This is a genomic window from Variovorax sp. W1I1, assembly GCF_030815625.1.
In the GTDB taxonomy this organism is placed as follows: domain Bacteria; phylum Pseudomonadota; class Gammaproteobacteria; order Burkholderiales; family Burkholderiaceae_C; genus Variovorax; species Variovorax paradoxus_C.
In genome coordinates this window covers 368,877-391,276 of record NZ_JAUSWZ010000001.1, presented here as the reverse complement: position 1 = coordinate 391,276, position 22,400 = coordinate 368,877, and the positions used below count along the sequence as shown (strand labels likewise).

General features: G+C 67.9%; 21 protein-coding genes and 1 pseudogene. 9 read left to right on the top strand and 13 right to left on the bottom strand.

The annotated features are described in order from the left end of the window. The first annotated feature begins 7 nt into the window (after nt 1-7). The 3 genes and pseudogenes from QFZ83_RS01855 to QFZ83_RS01845 all read left to right on the top strand — a co-directional run bounded on the left by QFZ83_RS01855 (nt 8) and on the right by QFZ83_RS01845 (nt 2,381). Nucleotides 8-426 (top strand): annotated as a pseudogene (locus QFZ83_RS01855) (VOC family protein). A 43-nt stretch (nt 427-469) separates the two neighbouring features. Next, nucleotides 470-1,942, top strand: coding sequence for a DHA2 family efflux MFS transporter permease subunit (locus tag QFZ83_RS01850; RefSeq protein ID WP_307501942.1), 1,473 nt, complete (start codon nt 470-472; stop codon nt 1,940-1,942). Nucleotides 1,943-2,021: 79 nt separating this feature from the next. Next, a complete protein-coding gene (locus QFZ83_RS01845) occupies nt 2,022-2,381 on the top strand; it encodes a DUF1428 domain-containing protein (protein WP_013543443.1) in 360 nt (119 codons plus the stop codon). A gap of 15 nt (nt 2,382-2,396) precedes the next feature. Here the strand turns inward: QFZ83_RS01845 and QFZ83_RS01840 are convergent, their stop codons facing one another. Together QFZ83_RS01840 and QFZ83_RS01835 are read right to left on the bottom strand one after the other, a co-directional pair. Then, the gene (locus QFZ83_RS01840; RefSeq protein WP_307501939.1) at nt 2,397-3,155 is read right to left on the bottom strand and encodes a sulfite exporter TauE/SafE family protein; all 759 of its coding nucleotides are present in this window, start codon (nt 3,153-3,155) and stop codon (nt 2,397-2,399) included. 109 nt (nt 3,156-3,264) lie between these two features. Continuing rightward, the gene (locus tag QFZ83_RS01835; RefSeq protein WP_307501937.1) at nt 3,265-4,110 is read right to left on the bottom strand and encodes an intradiol ring-cleavage dioxygenase; all 846 of its coding nucleotides are present in this window, start codon (nt 4,108-4,110) and stop codon (nt 3,265-3,267) included. 378 nt (nt 4,111-4,488) lie between these two features. Between QFZ83_RS01835 and QFZ83_RS01830 the strand changes: the two genes are divergently transcribed. The 3 genes from QFZ83_RS01830 to QFZ83_RS01820 all read left to right on the top strand — a co-directional run bounded on the left by QFZ83_RS01830 (nt 4,489) and on the right by QFZ83_RS01820 (nt 9,189). Beyond that, nucleotides 4,489-7,455: a hypothetical protein gene (locus QFZ83_RS01830; RefSeq protein ID WP_307501934.1), complete on the top strand. Its 2,967-nt coding sequence runs from the start codon at nt 4,489-4,491 to the stop codon at nt 7,453-7,455. 212 nt (nt 7,456-7,667) lie between these two features. Further along, nucleotides 7,668-8,597: a LysR family transcriptional regulator gene (locus QFZ83_RS01825; RefSeq protein WP_307501931.1), complete on the top strand. Its 930-nt coding sequence runs from the start codon at nt 7,668-7,670 to the stop codon at nt 8,595-8,597. A 124-nt stretch (nt 8,598-8,721) separates the two neighbouring features. Then, nucleotides 8,722-9,189, top strand: a complete 468-nt coding sequence (locus QFZ83_RS01820) for a DoxX family protein (RefSeq protein ID WP_013543461.1) — start codon at nt 8,722-8,724, stop codon at nt 9,187-9,189. Nucleotides 9,190-9,204: 15 nt separating this feature from the next. Here the strand turns inward: QFZ83_RS01820 and QFZ83_RS01815 are convergent, their stop codons facing one another. After that, complete coding sequence (locus QFZ83_RS01815) at nt 9,205-9,921, bottom strand: Crp/Fnr family transcriptional regulator (protein WP_307501928.1); 717 nt, start codon at nt 9,919-9,921, stop codon at nt 9,205-9,207. Between the two features lie 62 nt (nt 9,922-9,983). Here QFZ83_RS01815 and QFZ83_RS01810 point away from each other — a divergent pair, with 62 nt between their 5' ends. Both QFZ83_RS01810 and QFZ83_RS01805 read left to right on the top strand, forming a co-directional pair. Next, on the top strand, nt 9,984-11,654 hold the full coding sequence (locus QFZ83_RS01810; RefSeq protein ID WP_307501926.1) for an adenylate/guanylate cyclase domain-containing protein: 1,671 nt from the start codon (nt 9,984-9,986) through the stop codon (nt 11,652-11,654). A gap of 117 nt (nt 11,655-11,771) precedes the next feature. Beyond that, nucleotides 11,772-12,131 carry an alpha/beta hydrolase gene (locus QFZ83_RS01805; RefSeq protein ID WP_306882713.1) on the top strand — a complete coding sequence of 120 codons (360 nt, stop codon included), beginning with the start codon at nt 11,772-11,774 and terminating at the stop codon, nt 12,129-12,131. A gap of 24 nt (nt 12,132-12,155) precedes the next feature. On the opposite strand, the gene QFZ83_RS01800 is transcribed toward QFZ83_RS01805, so the two are convergent. The 6 genes from QFZ83_RS01800 to QFZ83_RS01775 all read right to left on the bottom strand — a co-directional run bounded on the left by QFZ83_RS01800 (nt 12,156) and on the right by QFZ83_RS01775 (nt 18,294). Then, complete coding sequence (locus QFZ83_RS01800; RefSeq protein WP_307501923.1) at nt 12,156-13,217, bottom strand: maleylacetate reductase; 1,062 nt, start codon at nt 13,215-13,217, stop codon at nt 12,156-12,158. 97 nt (nt 13,218-13,314) lie between these two features. Then, nucleotides 13,315-13,719, bottom strand: coding sequence for a DoxX family protein (locus QFZ83_RS01795; RefSeq protein ID WP_307501920.1), 405 nt, complete (start codon nt 13,717-13,719; stop codon nt 13,315-13,317). Continuing rightward, a complete protein-coding gene (locus QFZ83_RS01790) occupies nt 13,716-15,116 on the bottom strand; it encodes an MFS transporter (RefSeq protein ID WP_307501917.1) in 1,401 nt (466 codons plus the stop codon). Before QFZ83_RS01790 ends, QFZ83_RS01795 begins: the two co-directional genes overlap by 4 nt. Then, the gene (locus QFZ83_RS01785) at nt 15,113-16,324 is read right to left on the bottom strand and encodes a 3-hydroxybenzoate 6-monooxygenase (RefSeq protein ID WP_307501913.1); all 1,212 of its coding nucleotides are present in this window, start codon (nt 16,322-16,324) and stop codon (nt 15,113-15,115) included. Before QFZ83_RS01785 ends, QFZ83_RS01790 begins: the two co-directional genes overlap by 4 nt. Before the next feature lies 1 nt (nt 16,325). Continuing rightward, nucleotides 16,326-17,297: an amidohydrolase family protein gene (locus QFZ83_RS01780; protein WP_307501910.1), complete on the bottom strand. Its 972-nt coding sequence runs from the start codon at nt 17,295-17,297 to the stop codon at nt 16,326-16,328. A gap of 7 nt (nt 17,298-17,304) precedes the next feature. After that, nucleotides 17,305-18,294 (bottom strand): tripartite tricarboxylate transporter substrate binding protein, encoded by a 990-nt coding sequence (locus QFZ83_RS01775; RefSeq protein WP_307501907.1) that lies wholly within the window; start codon nt 18,292-18,294, stop codon nt 17,305-17,307. 74 nt (nt 18,295-18,368) lie between these two features. Between QFZ83_RS01775 and QFZ83_RS01770 the strand changes: the two genes are divergently transcribed. After that, the gene (locus QFZ83_RS01770; RefSeq protein ID WP_307501904.1) at nt 18,369-18,818 is read left to right on the top strand and encodes a MarR family winged helix-turn-helix transcriptional regulator; all 450 of its coding nucleotides are present in this window, start codon (nt 18,369-18,371) and stop codon (nt 18,816-18,818) included. A gap of 24 nt (nt 18,819-18,842) precedes the next feature. Here the strand turns inward: QFZ83_RS01770 and rtcA are convergent, their stop codons facing one another. The 4 genes from rtcA to QFZ83_RS01750 all read right to left on the bottom strand — a co-directional run bounded on the left by rtcA (nt 18,843) and on the right by QFZ83_RS01750 (nt 22,392). Next, nucleotides 18,843-19,880 carry an RNA 3'-terminal phosphate cyclase gene (gene rtcA / locus QFZ83_RS01765; RefSeq protein ID WP_307501901.1) on the bottom strand — a complete coding sequence of 346 codons (1,038 nt, stop codon included), beginning with the start codon at nt 19,878-19,880 and terminating at the stop codon, nt 18,843-18,845. Further along, nucleotides 19,877-20,731: a nucleotidyltransferase domain-containing protein gene (locus QFZ83_RS01760; protein WP_307501898.1), complete on the bottom strand. Its 855-nt coding sequence runs from the start codon at nt 20,729-20,731 to the stop codon at nt 19,877-19,879. The genes rtcA and QFZ83_RS01760 overlap by 4 nt, the downstream gene beginning before the upstream one ends. A gap of 72 nt (nt 20,732-20,803) precedes the next feature. Further along, nucleotides 20,804-21,478, bottom strand: coding sequence for a hypothetical protein (locus QFZ83_RS01755; protein ID WP_307501895.1), 675 nt, complete (start codon nt 21,476-21,478; stop codon nt 20,804-20,806). Next, entirely contained in the window at nt 21,475-22,392 is a 918-nt protein-coding gene (locus tag QFZ83_RS01750) for a zinc-ribbon domain containing protein (RefSeq protein ID WP_307501893.1), read from the bottom strand. Before QFZ83_RS01750 ends, QFZ83_RS01755 begins: the two co-directional genes overlap by 4 nt. Nucleotides 22,393-22,400: the final 8 nt, after the last annotated feature.

Genomic DNA, 22,400 nt, shown 5'->3' with positions numbered 1-22,400 from the left:
AAATCTCATGTCTCCCATCCACGCCTACCTCACCTTCGACGGCAACGCACAGGAAGCCATGCGCTTCTACGAAAAGAGCTGCGCGGCACCATCCAGATGATGATGACCATCGGCGAAGCGCCCGACACCGAGCAGATGCCTGCCGACGTCAAGAAGCGGATCATGCATGCCTCCCTCGCCTACGGCGAAGGCATGCTCATGGCCTCCGACACCATGCCCGGCCAGACCTACGAAGGCATGAAGGGCTTCGGCGTTGCGCTGACGCTGGACACCGTCGCAGAAGCGCGCCGCGTGTTCGATGCCTTCGCCGAAGGCGGCACCGTGTCCATGCCCTTCGAGAAGACCTTCTGGGTCGAAGGCTTCGGCATGGTGACCGACCGCTTCGGAACGCCCTGGCTCATCAACGGCGGCAAGCCGCTGGTTTAAAAAACGCAACGCCGCCTCGGCGGCCTTTTCAGGAATCCACTCCATGACCGACACACTCGACAACCGGAAGCGCTGGCTCGCATTGATGGTGCTCTGCCTCGGCGTCCTGATGATCGTGCTCGACACCACGATCGTGAACGTGGCATTGCCCTCGATCCGCACCGACCTCGGCTTCACCGAGACCTCGCTCGTGTGGGTGGTCAATGCCTACATGCTGACCTTCGGCGGCTTCCTGCTGCTGGGCGGCAGGCTCGGCGACCTGTACGGCCACCGCAAGCTCTTTCTGATCGGCCTCGTGCTCTTCACCGTCGCCTCGCTGGCCTGCGGCCTTGCCAACTCGCAGGTGCTGCTGGTGGCCGCGCGTGCCGTGCAGGGGCTGGGCGGTGCGGTGGTCTCGGCCGTCTCGCTCTCGCTGATCATGAATCTCTTCACCGAACCGGCCGACCGCGCGAAGGCGATGGGCGTCTATGGCTTCGTGTGTGCGGGCGGCGGCAGCATCGGCGTGCTGCTGGGCGGGCTGCTCACGAGTTCGCTGAGCTGGCACTGGATCTTTCTGGTGAACCTGCCGATCGGCGTGGCGGTGTATGCGCTCTGCGTGGCTCTGCTGCCCAATGCGCGCGGCCAGGCGCACGGCGAAAAGCTCGACGTGGCCGGCGCGATCACCGTCACGCTGTCGCTCATGCTCGCGGTGTACGGCGTGGTCAACGGCAACGAGGCCGGCTGGGGCTCCACGCAAACGCTGGGCCTGCTCGGTGCGGCGGTGGTGCTCCTGGCGATCTTCATTGCCATCGAAGCGCGCGTCCAGCATCCACTGATGCCGCTCGGGCTCTTTCGCCTTCGCAGCGTGTCGGTCGCCAATGTGGTGGGCGTGCTGTGGGCAGCGGCGATGTTCGCGTGGTTCTTCATCTCGGCGCTCTACATGCAGCTGGTGCTGAACTACACGCCGATGCAGATCGGCCTCGCGTTCCTGCCGGCCAACATCATCATGGCGGTGTTCTCGCTCGGCCTCTCGGCCAAGCTGGTGATGCGCTTCGGCATCCGCAAGCCGCTCGCCGTCGGGCTGTGGCTCGCGGCCATCGGGCTCGCGCTCTTTGCGCGCGCACCGGTCAACGGCAGCTTCGTGGTCGACGTGCTGCCCGGGATGATGCTGCTGGGTCTCGGCGCGGGCATGGCCTTCAACCCGGTGCTGCTCGCAGCCATGAGCGAGGTCGATCCCGCCGATTCGGGCCTCGCCTCGGGCGTGGTCAACACCGCCTTCATGATGGGCGGCGCGCTCGGTCTGGCCGTGCTGGCCAGCGCCGCCGCGGCGCGCACCGGGTCCATGGCAGCGGCCGGCGCGCAGTTGCCACTCGCGCTCACCGGTGGCTACAACCTTGCATTTCTCGTCGGCGCCGTGTTCGCGGCACTGGCGGGTTTGATCGGGGCCTTGCTGCTTCGCACCGCACCGCCGGCGCAAATGCAGAACAACGAAGAGACAGCGGCACCCCGCGGAGCGGCGAGCGAATCGGCGTCGTGACGATGAAGATGCGCACGACACCATGCAGCCGCCGCTGTTTTTCCTCCAACGTTTCTATCTTTCTTTCAGGAGATCTCCCATGGCTCGCTATGTAGACGGTTTCATCGTTGCCATTCCCACCCAGAACGTCGAGGCGTATCGCAAGCTCGCACGCAAGGCCGGCAAGGTCTGGATGGAGTACGGCGCGCTCGAATACGTGGAGTGCATCGCCGACGACGTGAAGCCCGGCAAGCTCACTTCGTTCCCGCAGAGCGTGAAGCTCAAGGCCGACGAGACCGTGGCCTTCTCGTGGATCGTCTACAAGTCGCGCAAGCACCGCGACACGGTGAACAAGAAGGTGATGGCCGATCCGCGCATTGCAGCCATGGACCCGAAGACCATGCCGTTCGATGCGAAGCGGATGATCTTCGGCGGCTTCAAGAGCATCGTCGAGCTTTGAACCGGCGCACCGGGCTCAAGCGAGAAAGCCGTCGTAGACGAGCTTGAGCCCGGTGAGCAACATCCCCAGGTACACGAAGCGATAGAACCACGTCGCGTCGATGCGCCTCGCGATGCGGATGCCCACCCACACGCCGAGCGGCGCGAACGGCATCAGCGCCACCGAGGTGGCCAGCGTGCGCAAGTCGATGAGGCCGAGCCACGCGTAGGGAATCCACTTGCTGAGATTCACCACGAAGAAGAAGTACGCCATCGTCGCCGTGAACACCACTGGCGTGAGCCGGAGCGGAATCACGTAGGCATTGATCGGCGGCCCGCCCGCGTGGGCGATGAAGCTCGTGAAGCCCGACACCACGGTGAGCGCCGCGCCCACGCCGCGCGAGGGCAGCGGATCGTCGGGCTTGGGCGGAAACACGAGCCGCTGCGCCAGGAACAGCAGCGTGAACACGCCGACGATGCCCGCCACCGTGTGCGCCGACAGCACGCGGAACAGCAGCGTGCCGACCACCGTGCCGACGAGCCCGAACGGAATCAGGAACTTGAGCAGCGACCGGTCGAAGTCGCGCCGGAACGCGGCGATTCCCAGCACGTCCATCAGCAGCAACAGCGGCATGAGGATCGCCGCGGCCTGCGGCACCGTGACCGCGAGCGCCATCAAGGGCACCGCGAGCGAGCCGAAGCCCGCGCCGAAGCCGCTCTTGCTGATGCCCAGCAGCAGCACGGCCGGGATGGCGACCGCATAGAAATGCGGATCGGTGATGAGGGGAAAGTCCATGGGTGTGAAGAGCGCAAGTGACGGGCGCAGAAAAAAGCCTGCACTGGCGGCAGGCTCGGCGAGCGTAGCAGGATGGTCTCGGGCGCGCGCGGCGTAGCTCTTCGCTTCCTCAGGCGGCCTGGGCTTGCTTCAGCGGATTCAGCACGAAGTCGAAATCCAGGCGCCAGCGGCCGTCGGCCTGCTGCTTCCACGGCGCGACCAGCGACTGGCGCACTGCGAACACCGCGTCGGAGTCGAGCCACTGGTCGCCCTCGCGGAACACGTGCGTGATGAGGTTTTCATAACCGGGCGCCTCGATCTTGAAATGCAGGTGCGCGGGCCGCCATGGATGGCGTTTGGTCGCGCGCAGCAGGTCGCCCACGGGCCCGTCGACCGGAATCGGATAGGCCTGGGCCAGCACGCTCCTGAAATGCAGCGCGCCGTCGGGTCCGGTGCGCAGGCGGCCGCGGTTCTCGGCGTGGTCGAGCCCGTCGTGCTGCACGTCGTAGTGGCCGCCTTCGTCGGCCTGCCACACATCGACGACCGCGCCGGCCACCGGCTCGCCGTCGAGCCCGCGCACCGTGGCGTACACATCGCAGGGCACGCCCGCGGCGCCGTTGGCCACGTCGTCCCCATGCTCGTATTCGGGCGCGCCTTCCACATAGAAGGGCCCGAACACCGTGGCCTCGGTGCAGCCGGCCGGCTTGCCGTTGTTCATCGCGATAGTGAGCATCGAGAGGCCCAGCACGTCCGACAGCAGGATGAACTCCTGGCGCTTGTCGTCGCACATCTGGCCGGTGGCCGTGAGGTACTGGATGCCCTGGAACCATTCGGCTTCGGTGAGCTTCACCTCGCGCGCGAAGGCGTGCAAGTGCTGCACGAGGCTGGTCAGGATCTCGTGCAGCCGCGGATCGGGCGTGTCGGCCAGGCGCGCGAGCACGGCCTGGGTGATGTTGTCTTGGTTGAGGTTGCGCATCGTGGCTGTCTCCATGGTCCTGCCGTCGCCGTACCTGTCGTGTCCGGCTTTTTGGGGGTGCTGCGGACTGTAGGCCGCACGCCGCGCACCCGAAAGCGCCAGGGCGCAAATGATTTTTCCGCCCAGCGGAACGGTCGCGGGGTCGGTGGGCGCGCGTCGCCGCTCGATGCGGCCGGCGTTCCGGAAAAAAAGTGTGCCGCGTTACGTAACAAACGCCGAAAGCAGCTCGCGGCATGGCTCTGCGGCTGCCGCTCCCGACACAGAAAAGTCTTTTGAAATCAAGCACATAACCCGCTTGCGGCAGGTGCGGCGGAGACCCGGTGCGCGGGCGGCACGCATGTTGCGCTTTGTGCCTCCTTATTCCACGAGGAGGTCGCCATGATCACAACCACTCAAGCCCCTATCGGCTCGATTCCGGCAGCTGCTGCCGACAACGGTGCGGCCCCCGTGGTCCTCGCCCAGGCCAGCGTCACGCCGATCGCGCCCATGGGTGCGGCCGCGACGACGGCGGCGCCCACCGGGCCTGTGAGCCTGGGCTCGCTGTCCAACGCCACGCCGGGCACGGTGGTCGTGCGCGACGGCGTGCGGATTCCAGTCGACGGCAGCCAGAGCCTGATGGCCGGCGACCGCGTGATCGTTCCCGACGGCGGCCATGCCAACGTGCTGTTTCCCGGCTCGACCACCAACAAGGCGCCGCTAGCGGGCGTCTTCGAGGGCGGCACCGACGCCACCATCGGATCGACCAAGCTGCCCGGCGGCCTGGAGCAGGTGAATGTGGATGTGGCAGCCGGCAACCTGGAAGTCACGCCGGCCGACAGCGACGCGGACGCCGCCGCCGTGGCCGTGACCAAGAAGGCCGCGGGCGGCAGCGGCATCGGCCTGGGTGAATTCGCGCTCGGCGCGCTGGGCGCGGTTGCCCTCGGCGCCGCCTTGAGCGGCGGTGGCGACGGCGGCGGCGGTGTTTCCTTCCTCGCTCCGGGCGTCGGCGAAAGCGACGCGGACGCCGATGCGGATACAGATGCCGACGCGGATGCGGACGGAGATGCGGACGCTGACGCCGACGCCGACGCGGATGCAGACGCCGATGCGGATGCGGATGCGGACGCAGATGCGGACGCTGACGCCGATGCGGATGCCGACGCAGACGCAGACGCAGATGCAGACGCCGACCACCTGCTCGATCCGGGCGACGGCGCCGCCGGCCATCTGATCGGAGCCCTGGACGACCTCCTCGGGCTGGGCGGCAACAGCGGCACGGGCCGGGCCGTTTCCAGTTCCTCCGGCACGCTGGGGTCGCTGATGCCCACCGTCGACGGCCTCACCGACCTGGTGGACGACGTGCTCTCGCCGATCGCGGGCAACGAGTTCACGGCCAACGATCCGAACGAATTCGATCCGGTGGACGACACGGTCGATAACGTGCTCGTGGACATCGGCGGCGTGCTGACCCCCGTGGTCGACGGCCTGCTGGGCAACGGCCTGACGGATGCGCTCATCGACTCGCTGATCGGCCAGGTCGACTACCTGACCGATGCGCTCGGCAACATCCTGGAGAACGTGCTGGGCAGCGAAGGCCTGCTCGGCGGCGTGACCACCGGCCTCGGCATCGACGGCCTGGTGGACGGCTTGCTCGGCGACGACGGCGTGGTCGGCCAGGTGCTCGAAGGCCTGCTGGGCGACGACGGTTTGCTGGACGGCCTGCTGGGCGATGAAGGCTTGTTGGGCGGGTTGCTCGGTGACGACGGCCTCCTCGGCGGCGTGCTGGGTGATGACGGCCTGCTGGGCGGTGTGCTCGGCGGCGAAGGCGGTCTCCTCGGCGGCGTTCTGGGTGATGACGGCCTGCTGGGCGGCTTGCTCGGCGGTGAAGGCGGTCTCCTCGGCGGTGTCCTGGGTGACGACGGTCTGCTGGGCGGCCTGCTCGGCGGTGACGGTGGGCTCCTCGGTGGCGTTCTGGGTGACGACGGCCTGCTGGGCGGCTTGCTCGGCGGTGACGGTGGGCTCCTCGGTGGCGTTCTGGGTGACGACGGCCTGCTGGGCGGCTTGCTCGGCGGTGAAGGTGGTCTCCTCGGCGGCGTGCTGGGTGATGACGGCCTGCTGGGCGGTTTGCTCGGCGGTGAAGGCGGTCTCCTTGGTGGCGTGCTGGGTGATGACGGCCTGCTGGGCGGTGTGCTCGGCGGCGATGGCGGCCTTCTCGGCGGTTTGCTCGGTGACGACGGCCTGGTGGGCGGCCTGCTTGGCGACGACGGACTCGTCGGCGGCTTGCTCGGCGGAGACGGCGCGCTTGCCGGCCTTCTGGGCAGCGAAGGTCTCTCCGGCGGTCTGCTCGGCGAAGGTGGGGTCGTGGACGGTCTGCTCGGACCGGACGGCGTAGTCGGCGAGCTGCTCGGTGGCGACGGTGGTCTCCTGGGCGGCGTGCTCGGTGGCGAGGGCGGTCTCCTTGGCGGCCTCCTCGGTGACGACGGCCTCTTGGGTGGCGTCCTCGGCGGCGACGGCGGCTTGCTCGGCGGCGTATTGGGCGACGACGGCCTCCTGGGCGGTGTGCTCGGCGGCGAAGGTGGTCTCCTCGGCGGCGTACTCGGCGAAGGCGGCATCGTCGGCGGCCTGCTGGGCGGCGACGGCGGTCTCCTTGGCGTCGTGATCGGCGAAAACGGCATCGTGGGCGGCCTGTTGGGCGGCGACGGCGGTCTGCTCGGCGGCGTGCTCGGTGAAAACGGCATCGTCGGCGGCCTACTGGGCGGCGACGGCGGTCTGCTCGGCGGCGTGCTCGGCGAAGACGGCATCGTCGGTGGCCTGCTCGGCGGCGACGGCGGCCTCCTCGGCGGCGTGCTCGGTGAAGATGGCATCGTCGGCGGCCTGCTGGGCGGCGACGGCGGTCTCCTCGGCGGCGTGCTCGGCGAAAACGGCATCGTCGGTGGCCTGCTCGGCGGCGACGGCGGCCTCCTTGGCGGCGTGCTCGGCGAAGACGGCATCGTCGGCGGCCTGCTCGGCGGCGACGGCGGTCTCCTCGGCAGCGTCCTCGGCCAGGACGGCCTCGTGGGCAATCTGCTCGGCGGCCTGCTGGGCGGCAACGGCCCGGCGGCCAACATCCTGGAGCCGGTCTCCTCGCTCACCGATGCCATCGAGCCGGTCGCGTCCAGCGTGACGCACGCGGTGTCCGGTGCCACCGCGCCCGTGACCGACATCCTGGCCGGCGCAGGCTCGGCGCTCGCGCCCGTGACCACCGTGGTGGAAGGCGTCGGGCAAGCGGTCACCCCGCTGGTGACCGAGGTCGTGACCCCGATCACCAGCCTGGTCGACCACGCGGTGTCGCCGGTGACGAACATCCTGCACGGCCTGCTGGGCTGATACAGCCGCCGCGCCGAAGCGGACGGCATGACGCAAGCAAGGAGGGACCGGCAACGGTCCCTCTTTTTTTCGTCCCGGCTTCATCAAGCCCGTGCCATCGCGACGGTTGAAGGGCCCTCATAGAATCGCCGGCTCGGTAACGCCTGGGGCCACGGTCGATCCCCGGATCGACCGCCACAAGGCAACAAGCCCCGCCCGGAGACACACCCGCCATGGACCGCTGGACCGAAATCGCCCTGCTCGTGCAGATCGCCGATGCCGGCAGCCTGAGCCGCGCGGCCGAGGCGCTGGGCCTCTCGAACGCCGCCGCGAGCCGCCACCTGAGCGCGCTCGAAGCCCGGCTCGGCGCGCGGCTGGTGGAGCGCAACACGCGGCGCCTCTATCTCACCGACACCGGCCGCGAATTCTGCGTGCGCGCCAAGACCATCCTGGCCGACCTGGCCGATGCCGAATCGACGGTGAACGCCACGGCGCTCAACCCGACCGGCGTGCTGCGCATCACGGCCTCGCTCTCGTTCTCGATCCACCACATCGCGCCGCTGCTGCGCGAATACACGCAGCGCTACCCCGGCGTGACGGTGCATGTGGAAGCGGCCAACCGCTACTTCGACCTGATCGACAACAACATCGACGTGGCGATCCGCACGCGCGAATACGAGCCCGATTCGAACGTCACGATCCGCCGGCTGGGCGAGACGCGGCGCATCCTCGCGGCGTCGCCGCGCTACTTCGCGCAGCACGGTTTTCCGAAGACGCTGGACGACCTGAAGCAGCACAAGCTCCTGATCTACACGCACGCCAACAACCCCAACGAGCTGCGCTTCACGCGCAAGGGCGAGACGCACACGGTGTCGATCGCCGGCCTGCTCGAATCGAACGACGGCCAGGTGCTGCGCGCCGCCGCGCTCGACGGCATGGGCATCCTGGTGCAGCCGACCTACATCGTCTACGAGGACATCGTGGCCGGCCGCCTCGTGCCCACGCTGGACGACTGGGACCTGCCACACCTGACGATCAACCTGGCCTACCCGAGCCGCAAGCACCTGTCGGCGAAGGTGCGCAGCTTCATCGATTTCATGGCGGCGCATTTCGCCAAGATGGACTACGAGCGCAAGTGGAACAGCCACTTCGGCGCCCACTGACCGGGCCTTTCACCCAAAGATGTGCGTTTACGCACATCCCGCTTTCAGGCTGATCCGCACACTGGAACCGCAACCGCCGCACTCCGTGGCGGACCCTTCCTTTTTCAAGCTCCAAGGATCTGCCGTGACCACAACCGCCAACACCTCGCGTGCGCCGCTCGCATCGTCGTCGCTCTCATCGCCCTCTCCCGCCGCGCTGGACGATGCCGGCAAGCTGCTGCTGCGCGTGACCATCGGCGTGCTCGTGCTGCTGCACGGCATCTTCAAGCTGTCGGCCGGCGTCGGCTTCATCGGCGGCATGCTGGCCAAGGCGGGGCTTCCGGGCAGCATCGCCTACCTCGTGTATGTCGGTGAAATCGTCGCGCCGCTCCTGCTGCTGGCCGGCTTCTGGACCCGCGCCGCCGCCGGCGTGATCGTCATCAACATGATCGTGGCCCTCGGCCTCGTGCACATGGCCGATCTGTTCGCGCTCACCAAGCAAGGCGGCTGGGCACTGGAACTGCAGGGCCTGTACCTGTTCGGCGCGCTGACCGTGGTGCTGCTGGGCGCGGGCCGCTTCAGCGTCGGTGGAACGAACGGCCGCTGGAACTGATCTCGAAACTCGTCCTCAATCGCCGCGCACCTGCGAGACCATCGATTCCAGGCGCGCGGCGTCGGCCACCAGCAGCGCCTTGCCGTCCTTGCGCAGCACGCCGCTGCGCACCAGCACATTGAGCTCGCGCGTGACCTGCTCGCGGTTCGTGCTGATCTGGCTGGCCAGCGCCGCATGCTTGGGGGCCGGGTCCAGCCGGGCTTCGTTGCCTTCGACGCCAGCGGTGCGCGCAAGGCGCAGCAGCTCGGCATGCAGCCGGTTCTGCACGCCGAGGGTGCTCAGGTCGATCACGCGCTCGGAGAGCTGGCGCACGAGTGACGCCAGCCGCTGCATCACACGCTCGGCCACCAGCGGCTCGTCGCGCAACAGGGCCATGAAGGCGGAGCGGTCGAGGCTGGCGACCACGCTGGGCTCCAGCGTCACCACGTCGGCGGAACGCGGGCCGCCGTCGATGGCGGCGATGTCGCCGAAGTACTGGCCGGCTTCGGCATCGCGGAAGGTGACCTGCCGGCCATTGGCCGAATAGGTCGTCACCCGCACCCGGCCCGAGACCAGCAGGAACACCTCGCCCTGCTGCTCGGCGCGCAGGAGCAACGGCTTGCCGGCCTCCACGCTGTGCCACAGGCATTGCTGGGCGAGCAGGTCCAGGCGTTGGTCGGAGAGGCCTTCGAGCAGCGCGATCTGGCGCAGCGCGAGGCTGGAGCGGGAGGTGGGTGGTTCGGGTATGGCCATGCCGGTCGATCGAGGCGTCTGAGGCGCGCGCATTATGCTCGGGTGCCGCTTCGAACCCGTTCATGGACAGACGTTCCCCGCCCACGCCCCCTTCCCCTTTTTCGCTGAGACCGCCGACACGGCGCAATCTCCGCTGGGCGAGCGGGCTGGTGCTGATGGGCTACGTAACGGTTCACCTGCTGAACCATTCGCTGGGCATCTATTCCTTCGCCCTCGCCGAGAGCGTGCTGCGGGTAGCACAGGCGTTCTGGCACAGCCTGCCGGGCACGGTGCTGCTGTACGGTGCCGCCTTCACGCACCTGGCGCTGGCTGTGGTCGCGCTGTGGGAGCGGCGCACCTTGCGCATGCCGCCGCTGGAGGCACTGCGCGTGCTGCTGGGCTTTGCGCTGCCTCTGCTCATCGCCACCCACCTGACAGCCATACGCGGTGCCTACGAGGCTTACGGGGTCAATGGCTCCTACGTTCGCGTGGTCTGGGGCCTGTGGAGCTGGCAGGGCGCGGCCGCGCAGCTCGGGATGATGGCCGCGGCCTGGACACACGGCTGCTTGGGCCTGCATTTCGCGCTGCGGGCGAAGCCGACCTACCGACGCTTCTCGTACCTGCTGCTGGCCTTTGCGGTGGTGCTGCCGCTCACGGCGGCAATGGGCTTCGTCTCGATTGGCCGCGAGTTCCAGTGGACCGGCGTGCCGACCGTGCCGGTGCCTACGGCTGCGCAGGCGCAATCCCTCGGTGAAGCCGAACAGAGCCTCAAGTGGCTCTATGTACTGGCGCTGCTTGCGCTGCTCTCGGCGCGCTGGGGACGCAACTGGTTTGCGCGCCTGTCGCGCGAGCCCTCCATCGCGCTGCGTTATCCCGACCGCACGGTGCAGGTGCCGCGCGGCTGGAGCGTGCTGGAGGCGAGCCGTTCGCACGGCATCGCGCATGTGTCGATCTGCGGCGGCCGCGCGCGCTGCTCCACCTGCCGCGTGCGCGTGGTCGGCGCGCCCGAACACATCGGCGAGCCGGGCCGCGACGAACAGCGCACGCTCGAGCGCGTGCGCGCGCCGGCCGACGTGCGGCTGGCCTGCCAGTTGCGCCCGCATGGCGACATCGAGGTCACGCCGCTCTTTGCGCCATTGCCCAACGAAGGCCGTCCCGCACCGGTCGGCAGCTTCGGGCGCGAACGCGATGTGGCCGTCTTGTTCGTTGACCTGCGCCGCTGGTCGGGCCTCTCGGAGCGGCAGTGGCCCTTCGACCTTGCCTATGTGCTCGACCGCTACTTCGCCACCGTCGGCGCGGCCGTGCGCGAGAGCGGCGGCGTGCCCAACCAGTTCATCGGCGACAGCGTGATGGCGATCTTCGGACTCGACTGCGACCTGCCCACTGCGTGCAAGCAGGCGCTGCGCGCGACCACCCTCATCGCCCAACGCATGGACGCATGGAGCGAAGGCTTCGAGGCGCAGTTCGGCCAGCGCCTGGATTTCGGCATGGGCCTGCATGCGGGGCGTGCGGCGGTCGGCGAGGTGGGCTACCTGGAGACCACCACCTTCACCGCCATCGGCGAAGTGGTGAACACCGCGAGCCGCCTGCAGGACCATTCGAAGACGGCCGCATCGCGCCTTGTTGTCTCGCTGTTCGCGGCGCAACAGGCCGGCGTTGCGGACACGCTGGGCGCATGCGAAACACTCACCGTGCGAGGCCGCTCCGAGCCGCTTCAAGTGCTGTATCCGCAGACCGAAGTTCTTCCCGGGTAGTTGACGAAAGCTGTGCGCAAACGCACAGCGCGAACCACGATGCGGTTTCACACTGCATCTCGTGGCAACGACGAATGTCCGCCGTCCACACAGCAGTCATCCGAAGGGACTTTCATCATGAACACCAAGCAACTCATCGCCCTCTCCGCCGCCGCATTCGCCATGTTGGGCGCAGCGGGTGCCGCACATGCCGAAACCTACGAAGGCGTGCACGCGGTCACCTCGGCCGCCGCCCGCGCCGATGTGCAGACCGAAGCCGTGGCGGCTACACGCAGCGGCAACATCTATTCGGACGCTGCCGCCGAAGGCGTGGCAATCTCCAACTCGACGCGCGACCGCAGCAGCGTTCGCGAGGAAGCCGTTGCCACCGCGCACGACCCTCTGCAAAGCCTGGACAAGCGTGCCTTCTATCGCGACCAGGTGCCTTCGGCCTACAAGAAGCCTGCCGTGTCGTTCAGCCGCCAGGCCGGCCTGTAATCGAAAACTTGCCTGCGGCCCGGCTCAGGGCCGCGCACCTTCCCACGCGTTCTGCAGCAAGGCACGAATCGCATCGCGCTCAAGCGGGCGCGGATTGGGATACTGGTTCTGCAGCGCGTGTGCGCAGGCCACATCGAGGTCCGATTCCTTCATGCCGATGTCGCGCAGCGCGACCGGCGCGCCGTTGTCGTGCGCGAGGTCGAACACAGCCTGCGCCGCGTTGCTTCCACCCAGCGCCTTCGCGATGCGCGCCATGGCTTCGGGCGCAGCAGCGGCGTTGTAGGCCAGCGCATGCGGCAGCACGATCGTGTGCGTCTCGGCATGCGGCAGGTTGAAGCTGCCGCCGAGCGTGTGGCACAGCTTGTGGTGCAGCGCCATGCCGACGTTGCCGAGCACGGTGCCGCAGAGCCATGCGCCGTAGAGCGCGTCGCTGCGCGCGGCCGCGTCCTCTGCAAAGGCGCGGATCGCGGGCAACGCACGGCCCAGCGCGGCGATGCCCTCTTGCGCCATCAGATCCATGATCGGGTTCGCATCGGTGGCGTAGAGCCCTTCGGCCGCATGCGCGATGGCGTTGATGCCGCTCGTCACGCTCATGCCCACGGGCAGGGTCAGCGAGAGTTCGGGGTCGTAGATCACGGTGCGCGGCAGCACCTTGAAGTCCTTGCCGGTCTTCTTCATGCCTGCTTCGGTGATGCCGTAGATCGGCGTCATCTCGGAGCCCGCGTAGGTGGTCGGTATCGCAAGGATCGGCAGGCCCGAGTCGAGCGCGATGGCTTTGCCGAGGCCGGTGGTCGAGCCGCCGCCGATGGCCACGGCGCAGTCGGCGCCCAGGCGCTGCGCCACTTCTCTCGCTTCGCGCGCGGTCTCGATGGGCACGTGCATCACGGCCCGGTCGAACACGCCGGCCGCACGCGCGCCCAGCATGTCGGCGATGCGCTCGGCCTGCGGGCGCTGCTCGGGCGTGGAGAGCACCAGCGCGCGCCGAGCGCCGAGCGCATCGATCTCGCGCGCCAGGTGCTGCAGCGACCCCGCACCGAAGACCACGCGCTGGGGCGCGCTGTTGTAGACGAAGGATTGGACAGGCATCGCTCGATCTTTCGTGAAAAGGTGCGGGCGAGTGTCTACCCGCCCCGAGGGGCGTTCAACCATGCGGATGGAAAGGAGTTTTCCACCGCGCTCGCGCTCATCTGCCCGCGGTTGTGCGCTTGCCGTCGGTGGCCTGGACGATCAGCAGCAGGAAGCCGCCGGCCATCGCCACGTTCTTGAGGAAGTTGTTGAGCTGCCCCGAGAACTGCGCCGCATCGGCAGACCAGAACGCGTGCGCCGTGAAGGCCGTGGCCAGCGTGAAGAGAGCCAGCGCGCTGGCCACCCATTGCAGGCGCCAGCCGGCGATCAGCAACAGGCCGCCGCCGATCTCCAGCGCGATGGTCAGCGGCAGCACCACGTCGCCGAGCGGAATACCCAGCTTCGCGAAGTAGCCGAGCGTGGCGCCGTAGGTCATGAGCTTGCGCACGCCCGCGACCAGGAAGATCGCGGCCATCAGCACGCGGGCGGTCAGGGTCCAGCCCCGGGATGAAGTTGTCGTCATGTCGTTTCTCCTGGGCGCTCGGTGGCGCCCGTGAATTTCAATCGCCCCATGCAGAGCACCATCACGCAAGACAGCAGCGCCGGCACGGCGGCTGCGATGAAGAGCGCACTGTTCGTCCAGCGCAGCCCGATGAGCCAACCCGCCAGCACCGGCCCCACGATGGAGCCCGCGCGGCCGATGCCCAGGCTCCAGCCCATGCCGGTAGCGCGCACCGTCGTCGGGTACACGCTGGAGGCCAGCGCGATGAGCGCGGGCTGCGCGCCCACCACGCAGAAACCGCTGACCGTGACCACCGCGAGCAAGAGCGCGAGCGGCAGCGCCGGCTGGCCGATGACGCCGATGGTCAGCACCGCGATCGCGAAGATCGGCACCAGCACGCGGTAGAAGCCGATGCGGTCGATCAGCGGCCCCATCGCCACCGTGCCGACCACGCCGCCCACCTGCAGCAGCGTGCCGACCAGCACCGCGGTGCCGCCGCTGTAGCCCGCTTCGGTCGCGATGGTGGGCAACCAGTTCGCGAGGAAGAACAGGTTCAGCAGGTTCATGAAATTGATGCCCCACAGGAGCAACGTGGCCGGGCCGCGCCCTGCGCGGAACAGCTCGGCGACCGGGGCACCGTCCTGCTTGGCTTCATGCACCACGTAGCGCATGCCGGGGCCAATGCGCACTTCGGGCGCGATGCGTTGCAGCCAGCCGTGCACGCGATCGAGCTTGCGCCCGCGCAGCACGAGGAACTGCATCGACTCGGGCATGTAGCGCCACATCAGCGCGGCGATGACCAGCGGCACGACGCCGCCGAACACGAACACCGCCTGCCAGCCGCCCAGCGGAATGAGCACGGCCGAGATCAGCCCGCCCAGTACCGCGCCGCCCGTGAAGCCGCATGACACCCACATCATCAGCGTGACGCGTCGGCGCAGCGGGCTGTACTCGCTGGCCAGCGCGCTGGCGTTGGCCATGATGCCGCCGAGGCCGATGCCGGTGATGAAGCGCATCGCGAGCAACTGGTCGAGCGTGCGCACGAAGGCGGTCGCGAGCATGCACAGCGCGAAGAACACGGTGGCGCCCAGCAGCACGGGCCGGCGGCCGATGCGGTCGGCGCAGATGCTGAGCACCAGCGAGCCGACCAGCATGCCGAAGAGCCCCGCGCCGAACACCGGGCCGAGCGCGGCCTTGTCAATGCCCCAGGCCTTCACGATGGCGGGTGCGACGAAGCCCATGGCCTGCACGTCGAAGCCGTCCATCACCACGGCGCAGCCGACCAGCAGCAATATCCATTTCTGGAAGCTGCTGACGGGATGGCTGTCAATCAGCGCGGGGATGTCGATGGCGGCCGTGGCACTTGCGCCACCTGCGCCGCCCGCGCTCGCTTCGAGCGAATCGGGGAATGCCTTCACACCGTCGCCTCGTCGAGGCAGGTCGCGGCCGTCCAGCCGTAGAGCCATTCGAGGGCGTCGTAGAAGCGCTCTTGCGGGCGACCGTTCCACATGCTGTTGCGCACCAGCCGTTCAACGCCCTTGGCGTGATAGATGCGCCCCATCTCGCGCGCAGACAGCACCACCCGTGCAGTGCGTGCAACGCGGGAGCGCTCGTACAACGCGAGCGCGCGCGGCCAGTCGCCACCTTCGCGGCGCAGCGCGAGGCCCAGCGTCACCGCGTCTTCGCAAGCGGTGCAGGCGCCCTGCGCGAGGTACTGCACCATCGGGTGCGCGGCATCGCCCAGCAGCGTCGCGCGGCCGAAGGTCCATTGCTCGATAGGGTTGCGGTCGGCCGTCGAGTAGCGCTTCCATGCCTTCGGAATGCGCAGCAGTTGCTGCACCTGCTCGCAGGTCGGGCGAAAGTAGCGCTGCACCTCGGCCGGGTCGCCGTCCATCGAGCCCCACTCCTCGGGCTGGTCGCTGTGAAAGGTCACGGCGATGTTGAACTTGTCACCGCCCTTGAGCGGGTAGTGCACCAGGTGGCAGTTGGGCCCGACCCAGATGCAGGGCGCGGTGAAGCGCAGCGCCTCGGGGAACTCGGCCGTGTCAACCACCGCGCGGAACACCACGTGGCCCGACACGCGGATGCCGTCGCCCACGTACTGCTGGCGCACCGCGGAGCGCACGCCGTCGCAGCCGATCACGGCCTGGCCTTCGTGCCGGCCGCCCTGCGCGTCGATGAGCGTCACGCCGTGGTCGTCCTGCTCGATGTGCACGACCTTGGTCGAGGTGAGGAACTCGATGCCGTCGGTCGTCTGCTTCACGCCTTCGAGCAGCGCACCGTGGATGTCGGCGCGGTGGATCACTGCATAGGGGTTGCCGAAGCGCGCGCGGAATTTTTCCGAGAGAGAAATGCTCGCCATGCGCTTCGCATCGATGGCGTCGAACATCACCATCTCTTCGGTGTAGACCGCCTTAGCGCGCAGGTGCTCGCCCACGCCGAGCGCATCGCAGGCCGCGAAGGCGTTGGGGCTCAGCTGGATGCCGGCACCGATCTCGCCGATCTGGCTCGCCTGCTCGATCACCTTCACGCGGTAGCCCTCGCGCACCAGGGCCAGGGCAGCGGCGAGACCGCCGATGCCGCCGCCGGCCACGAGCACGGGGCGGGTGTCTTTCTGCGTGCTCATGTCACTTCAGGCCGAAGAGCTTGCGGGCGTTGTCGCGGCCGATCTTCTGGCGATCGTTCTCGCTGATCTCGCAGGTGTCGAACCAGCGGGCCGCGTCCTCGTGCTTCTCGAAGGGGTAATCGACCGAATACATGATGCGGTCCGAGCCCACCTCGAGCATCGTCGAGAGCAGCGTCGGCGTGCGGAAGTTGCCGCTGGTCGTGATGTGCACGTTGCTGCGGAGATAGTCCCCGATCTCCTTGTCGCAGGGCATGCCGCGGCGGCCCTTGCGCAGGATGTGGTCGACGCGCCAGATGTTGAACGGAATGCCTTCGCCGAAATGGCCGAGGATCATCTGCAGCGCCGGGTGGCGGTCGAACATGCCGCTGGACATGAGGCGCAGCGCATGGATGGCCGTTTCCATCGCGAAGGCCCAGGTCGGGCCGGTGAGCCAGTGCGCGCCGTCGTAGATCGGTTCGCGGCTCGGCAGCGGATCGCGCGGGTGCATGTAGAACGGTTTCTTCAGTGCGGCGGCGGCGGTCCAGAAATCATTGAAGCGCGCATCGTCGTAGTAGACGACCGTGTTCTCGTCGCCCACCTGCGAGAAGCCGTTGACCAGGAAGCCGTGAAAGCCCAGCTCGTTCACGCAGCGCTCCAACTCGCGCGCGGCGGCTTCAGGGTCTTGCATCGGCAATGCGGCGAATCCGCCGAAGCGCGTGGGGTGGCGGTTGATCTGCTCGGCCAGCACGTCGTTGGCGCGCTGCGCCACCTCGATGGCGCGCTTCGCATCGGGAATGCCCTGCACTGCCGGCGAATTGAGCGAGAGGATCGAGAACTCGGTGCCCCACTCGTCCATCTGCGCGAGGCGCTGCTGCTCGAAGTCGAGCAGGTTGCTCTTGAGTCCCTGCCACACCTCGGGGCGGGCGTAGACCTGCGAGTCGGCGATCGTGAGGTCGATCGCGAAATGCTCTTCCAGAGCGATCTTGTTTTTCATGGGGTGGTTACTCTGGTTTGATGTTGAGTTTGTCCAGCACGTCCTGCCAGGTCTTGCGGTCGTCGGCGATGTAACGCGCCAGCTGCTCGGGGGTTCCAGGGCGCGGGTAGGTGCCCAGCTCGCGCGACTTGGCGATCACGTCGGGCAGCAGCAGCGCCTCGTTCATGTCCTTGTTGAGCTTCGAGAGCACGAGCGGGTCGACGCCCTTCTTCGCGATCACCGCGAACCAGCCGTGCGCGACCGCGCCGGGCACCGTCTTGCTCGCGAGCGGGAAAGACTCGAGGCCCGCCTCGACGCGATCGCCCATGCTGGCCAGCACGCGCATGCGGCCGCCCTGCACATTGCCCGCGACCACGTTGTAGGTCTCGACCATCATCTGGGTCTGGCCGCCGAGCGTCGCTTGCATGGCCTGCGCGCCACCGGGGTAGTGCACTTCGAGGAACTGCGCGCCCGATTGCAGGCCCAGCAATGCCGAAGCCAGATGCGGCGCCGTACCACGGCCGTTGTCGGCCACCTCGACGCCTTGCGGCTTGGCACGCGCGGCCGCAATGAAATCGGCCAAGGTCTTGTAGGGAGAGTTCGCCGGCACCGCGAGCATGAAGGGCGCGACCGCCGCGAGCGTGACCGGCACGAAGTCGCGGTTGAAGTCATAGGTCACGCCCTTGATCGTGCTCGGCGCGACCGAGATGGCCGAGCCCTGCACGAAGCCGAAGGTGTAGCCGTCGCTCTGCGCGGCAAGGATCGCGTTCATGCCAATCACGCCGCTGCCGCCAGGCTTGTTGTCGACGATCACGCCCTGGCCCCACTTCTCGCCGAGCTTGGCGCCCACGTGGCGGATCAGCACGTCGGGCGCCGACCCCGCGGGGAACGGAACTACGAAGCGCACGGCCTGCGTCGGCCACTTGGCGGCTGCGCTCTGCGCGTGGGCCAACGGCGCCGCCGAGAAAAGAGAAAGCATCACCGCGATGGCGCCTCGGCGCGTGGGTTCCAGGTTCATGGTCGTCTCCGTTTTTGCTTGATTATTCAAGTAATTGCCGCGGACTATATACTTGAATAATCAAGTACGTCTAGATGAAAACCCTTCCACAAGATCACGACCTCGAAAAGGCCATCCCGTTCCTGCTGGCGCGCGCCGGGGCCCGCATGGGCAATGCCTTTGCGAAGGCGCTGAAGCCCTGCGGGCTCAGCCTGAGCGAATGGCGCGTGTGCGCATCGCTGCAGCACACGCCGCGGCAGACGTTGTCCGAACTGGCAACTCACGCTTCCACCGACCTGTCGGCGCTCTCGCGCATCGTCGACCGGCTGGTGGAGCATGAATTGATGGCGCGCGAGAAATGCGACAACGACAAGCGCGCCGTGCGTATTGCATTGACCGAACGCGGCCTGGCGCTGACCTGCGAGCTGATCCCGCTCGCGCAGCACTACGAAGCGGTGGCGACCTCGGACTTCAGCGCGGCCGAGGTGAAGATGCTGCGCGCGATGCTGCTGCGCCTGTACGCCAACGCGACGCCGCTCGCCTGAGCGAGCGGACGTCTTCCTTTTCCATCAGGACGGCGAGACCTGCACCGTCGAGGCCGCGCGGCTCTCGGTGATCGCGAAGCGCACCGGCAGGAAGCGCTCGATCACCGCGCAGTTGGTGCGCGTGTGCTCCGTCACCTCGCTGCAGGTGAATGCAGCGGGCTTGCGGCTCTGCCACGCAGCGAGCGCCAGCAGCAGCGCGAGCTGGTCGGCCAGGTGCGGTCCGACGGCCGCCTCGCTCTTCTGGAACGAACGAAGCTCCTTCACCAGTCCATGTGCCACCTGCTCGGCGCTGAGCGTCTTCTCGCCGAAGGCCGTGAACACCTCGGTGACGTGTTCGTAAGCCAGCGTGGCGATCAGCGCATTGCCCGGGCCTTCGTTCTGCCGCGCCGTACCGAAGCGCAGTTGCTCGCCGGACCATCCCATCGCGCCACCCAGCGTGTCGAGCTCGCGCGTCGGCACATGGCGCGGCAGGCCCGGCGCCAGGCATTCCGCGTAGCTCGACTGCTGTGCACCGCGCGCCATCAGGTCGAAAGGCTGCAGCGCGCCCGCAGCGGGCACGATGGTCGCCTCGACCTCGCCGCCGCCCGCCGGGTAAAAACCGCAGCGGCGCAGTGTCAGTTGCAAGTCGGCGCCGAGACGCCGCACCAGCGGCGCGAAGGCACGCTCCAGAAAGTGGAACGGCGGCGCCATCGGGTTGTGCGTGCCACCGCTCAGGTGCACCGTGCTCGGCGCGCCGGCCAGCAGCAGCGGCGGCAGCACAGTCTGCAGCACCAGCATGCAGCTTCCCGCGCTGGCGATCGCAAAGCGGTAGTCGCCCGCGCGCACTGGGCCGGGCGCGAAGCTCAGCGATTGCGAACCGAGCTCCGCGCCTTCGACCAGCGCACCGCTGATCTCGGCCGCGGCTTTCACGCACGCGAGATGCTGGCGCATCAGTCCGGGCTTGGCGCGGCCCGCGCGAATCTTCTCGATGGCGAGCGGCTGGCCCGTCGCCACCGACAGCGCGAGGCTGGTGCGCAGGATCTGGCCGCCGCCCTCGCCTTGGGAACCGTCGAGTTCGATCATGCGCGGCCTCCTTCCTGCGCGGACGCGTCGAAGCGCAGCACCGTCTCGCACAGGAACGCATCGAGCCCGGCCTCTTCGGCTTGCGGCAGCGGCGTGATCGGCTCCGCGGCGTTGGCCGCCAGCTCGGCTTCGATGAACGCGTGGATGCCGGGCCAGCGCGGGCTGGTCGCAGCCTCACCGGCGCGCATCTTCACTTCGAGCAGCGCGTTGATCTCGTCGATGAGCGCGGCGTCGCGCACTGCATCGAGCGTGTGCTGCGCCAGGTCTGCGAAGCGCATCGGCGGCACGCCGGGTTGCGTGCGGATCCAGCGCGCGGCCAGCAGCGGGCGCAACACATAGAGGTATTTCTTGTAGCGCACCTCGTCGGCCTGCAGATGCTCGCGGAAGTTCTTCTTCGCCATCGAGCTGTAGTGGTGCCACGCGCGCGCGTTCGAAAACACCGCCTCCGAGAGCGCGCGAAAACGCGGCATCGCCACTGCGTCGTCGCGGTACACGATGGGCGAGCGCAGCCACTCCAGCAGCGTCGGGTTCGACTCGCGCATCAGGCCCAGCGCCTTGCGCAGGTCCCAGCCGTTGATGTCGAGGTCACCGCTGATCGGCACCTCGATCACGTCGCGCCGCGGCGTCACCGTGAGATACCACGGCAGGCGGTTCACGTAGATGAAGCGCACGTCGTAGTCGCTGTCGGGCGAAGCGAAGCCCCAGCCGCGGCTGCCGGATTCGCAGGCGAAGAGGACGGTGACGTCGTGGCGCTCTTCGATGGCCCGCAGGTTGGCCATGATCTCCTCGCGCATGGCGGGGTCGATGGGGTGGGCGGAGCGGAGGAATTCCTGTTGTTCTTCTTTCTGCATGATTCGAAATCTCGTTGTTGTTTGTCGTCTTGTCTGTCTGTCTGTCTGTCTGTCTGTCCGTCTGTCTGTCTGTCAATCTGTCTGGCTTGCTATCGCGACGGCCAATGTGCGGCGCCGTGGATTCCACACGGTAAAGCACCAGATGCCCCACCACTCCTTGCCGGCGTCGAAGTAATCGCTCCAGGTGCTGCGTTCGGGTTCGCGCTCCGGGTCGCCGACCCAATCGAGCACGACGACGCCATCGCCCGGCAACAGTCCCGTGCATCGGCAGAAGCGCGGAAACAGCTCCGCCCGTTCGGCTTCGTCGGCAACATGCAGCGTGTAAGGCGGATCGCCAAAAGCCTGGCAAAACCATTCGAACCACGAGACCTCTGCGAGATCGCGTGTGTACACGACGCGGTGCAGCGGCGCGAAGCTTTCGGCGGCAATCACCGCCGACGCATCGAGCGGCGTGGCGCGCGCGGCGTCGACATCGAACGCAAGGCTCGTGCTCAGCTTTGCAGCAAGCGAAGGATCGCGCGCGATCACGTCCTGCCGGTAGCGCTCGGCGAACGCGGCGATGTCATCGCACAGGAGGCGCAGTGCCGCGCGATGGTGCGCTTCCCCCACGTTGTCGACATCGGCAGCGACACCATATACAGCGAACTCGAAACCCGAGCCGACGCTCTGCAATGTTTCGCGCAATGCGACCACCTCCGCCTCTTCGCGCGAAGGAAGCGGAACTTCCCAATGCGAAGACGTGCTCATGCCACCTCCGGCGGGAAGTGCCGCGTCCACAGCCGCACATCCTTGCACGCATGCGTACGCACGATGCCCATCTGCGTGGGCGATGGCGCCCGACCGATGCAGTGCATCAGCGCCAGGAGACGCAGCAGGCGATCCGCATCACCGTCGCGGCGCGCGAACTCTTCCTTGGCGAAAGCTGCTATCCGGTCGGCCGGAATCGCGCTCAAGAATTCTCGCCAGCTCCACGGACCTCCGTGGCCGCGCAGGCAAACCTCGATCGCCCAGCCATCGTCCTCTGGATGACGCAAGCATCCCGCCAACGCCTTCACTGCCGCGCCAGCACCTTCGATCCGCCAGAGATCCCACCGAGACCGGGGCGCATCGACGAAAGCGCACAGGCGCGCGATGTCGGCGGCCGTACCCCAGCGACCCAGCGCAGCAATGGCCAGCACGCGCAGGCTCCACCACTTGCTTTCCAGAGCGGCGTCCGCCTCGGCACGCGATGCCTCTGTCGGTGCGGAACCGGCAAGGCCGCGCAGCCGCTCGGACATTTCGCCGAGCCGATTCGCTCCCTCGCCTTTGCGGGATGGGGCCAACCCCGCACGGCGTGCACGCCGGCACGCGAGGCAGCGCACCGCGCGGCTCTCGATGCTTCCATGCACGATCTCGTACCACCACTTCTGTTGCCTGGCAGTCCAGACTTCCTCTGCACCGCAATCGCGGCAGGAGAAGGCGCGGTCGAGGTAGTGACCGGGCAACGGCCCGTACGTGTTGTTGTAGAGACCCAGCACGCCGAGGTCGGCCGGCTCCATGCCGGTCGCACGCAGGATCAGTTCGCGCCGCTGGTCGGGCGCACGCATCTGCGCCTCGCTGCGCGCAGCGCGTCCGAGGCGATGCGCCTTGATCTCGGCGCGGCGTTGCTTGTTGCTTTTCATGGCCTTGT

What these genes read in the sequence shown, in the direction of transcription:
- QFZ83_RS01850 (WP_307501942.1), top strand. Translation starts at nt 470, where the DNA reads ATGACCGACACACTCGACAACCGGAAGCGCTGGCTCGCATTGATGGTG.
- QFZ83_RS01845 (WP_013543443.1), top strand. Translation starts at nt 2,022, where the DNA reads ATGGCTCGCTATGTAGACGGTTTCATCGTTGCCATTCCCACCCAGAAC.
- QFZ83_RS01840 (WP_307501939.1), bottom strand. Translation starts at nt 3,155, where the DNA reads ATGGACTTTCCCCTCATCACCGATCCGCATTTCTATGCGGTCGCCATC.
- QFZ83_RS01835 (WP_307501937.1), bottom strand. Translation starts at nt 4,110, where the DNA reads ATGCGCAACCTCAACCAAGACAACATCACCCAGGCCGTGCTCGCGCGC.
- QFZ83_RS01830 (WP_307501934.1), top strand. Translation starts at nt 4,489, where the DNA reads ATGATCACAACCACTCAAGCCCCTATCGGCTCGATTCCGGCAGCTGCT.
- QFZ83_RS01825 (WP_307501931.1), top strand. Translation starts at nt 7,668, where the DNA reads ATGGACCGCTGGACCGAAATCGCCCTGCTCGTGCAGATCGCCGATGCC.
- QFZ83_RS01815 (WP_307501928.1), bottom strand. Translation starts at nt 9,921, where the DNA reads ATGGCCATACCCGAACCACCCACCTCCCGCTCCAGCCTCGCGCTGCGC.
- QFZ83_RS01810 (WP_307501926.1), top strand. Translation starts at nt 9,984, where the DNA reads ATGGACAGACGTTCCCCGCCCACGCCCCCTTCCCCTTTTTCGCTGAGA.
- QFZ83_RS01805 (WP_306882713.1), top strand. Translation starts at nt 11,772, where the DNA reads ATGAACACCAAGCAACTCATCGCCCTCTCCGCCGCCGCATTCGCCATG.
- QFZ83_RS01800 (WP_307501923.1), bottom strand. Translation starts at nt 13,217, where the DNA reads ATGCCTGTCCAATCCTTCGTCTACAACAGCGCGCCCCAGCGCGTGGTC.
- QFZ83_RS01795 (WP_307501920.1), bottom strand. Translation starts at nt 13,719, where the DNA reads ATGACGACAACTTCATCCCGGGGCTGGACCCTGACCGCCCGCGTGCTG.
- QFZ83_RS01785 (WP_307501913.1), bottom strand. Translation starts at nt 16,324, where the DNA reads ATGAGCACGCAGAAAGACACCCGCCCCGTGCTCGTGGCCGGCGGCGGC.
- QFZ83_RS01780 (WP_307501910.1), bottom strand. Translation starts at nt 17,297, where the DNA reads ATGAAAAACAAGATCGCTCTGGAAGAGCATTTCGCGATCGACCTCACG.
- QFZ83_RS01775 (WP_307501907.1), bottom strand. Translation starts at nt 18,294, where the DNA reads ATGAACCTGGAACCCACGCGCCGAGGCGCCATCGCGGTGATGCTTTCT.
- QFZ83_RS01770 (WP_307501904.1), top strand. Translation starts at nt 18,369, where the DNA reads ATGAAAACCCTTCCACAAGATCACGACCTCGAAAAGGCCATCCCGTTC.
- rtcA (WP_307501901.1), bottom strand. Translation starts at nt 19,880, where the DNA reads ATGATCGAACTCGACGGTTCCCAAGGCGAGGGCGGCGGCCAGATCCTG.
- QFZ83_RS01760 (WP_307501898.1), bottom strand. Translation starts at nt 20,731, where the DNA reads ATGCAGAAAGAAGAACAACAGGAATTCCTCCGCTCCGCCCACCCCATC.
- QFZ83_RS01755 (WP_307501895.1), bottom strand. Translation starts at nt 21,478, where the DNA reads ATGAGCACGTCTTCGCATTGGGAAGTTCCGCTTCCTTCGCGCGAAGAG.
- QFZ83_RS01750 (WP_307501893.1), bottom strand. Translation starts at nt 22,392, where the DNA reads ATGAAAAGCAACAAGCAACGCCGCGCCGAGATCAAGGCGCATCGCCTC.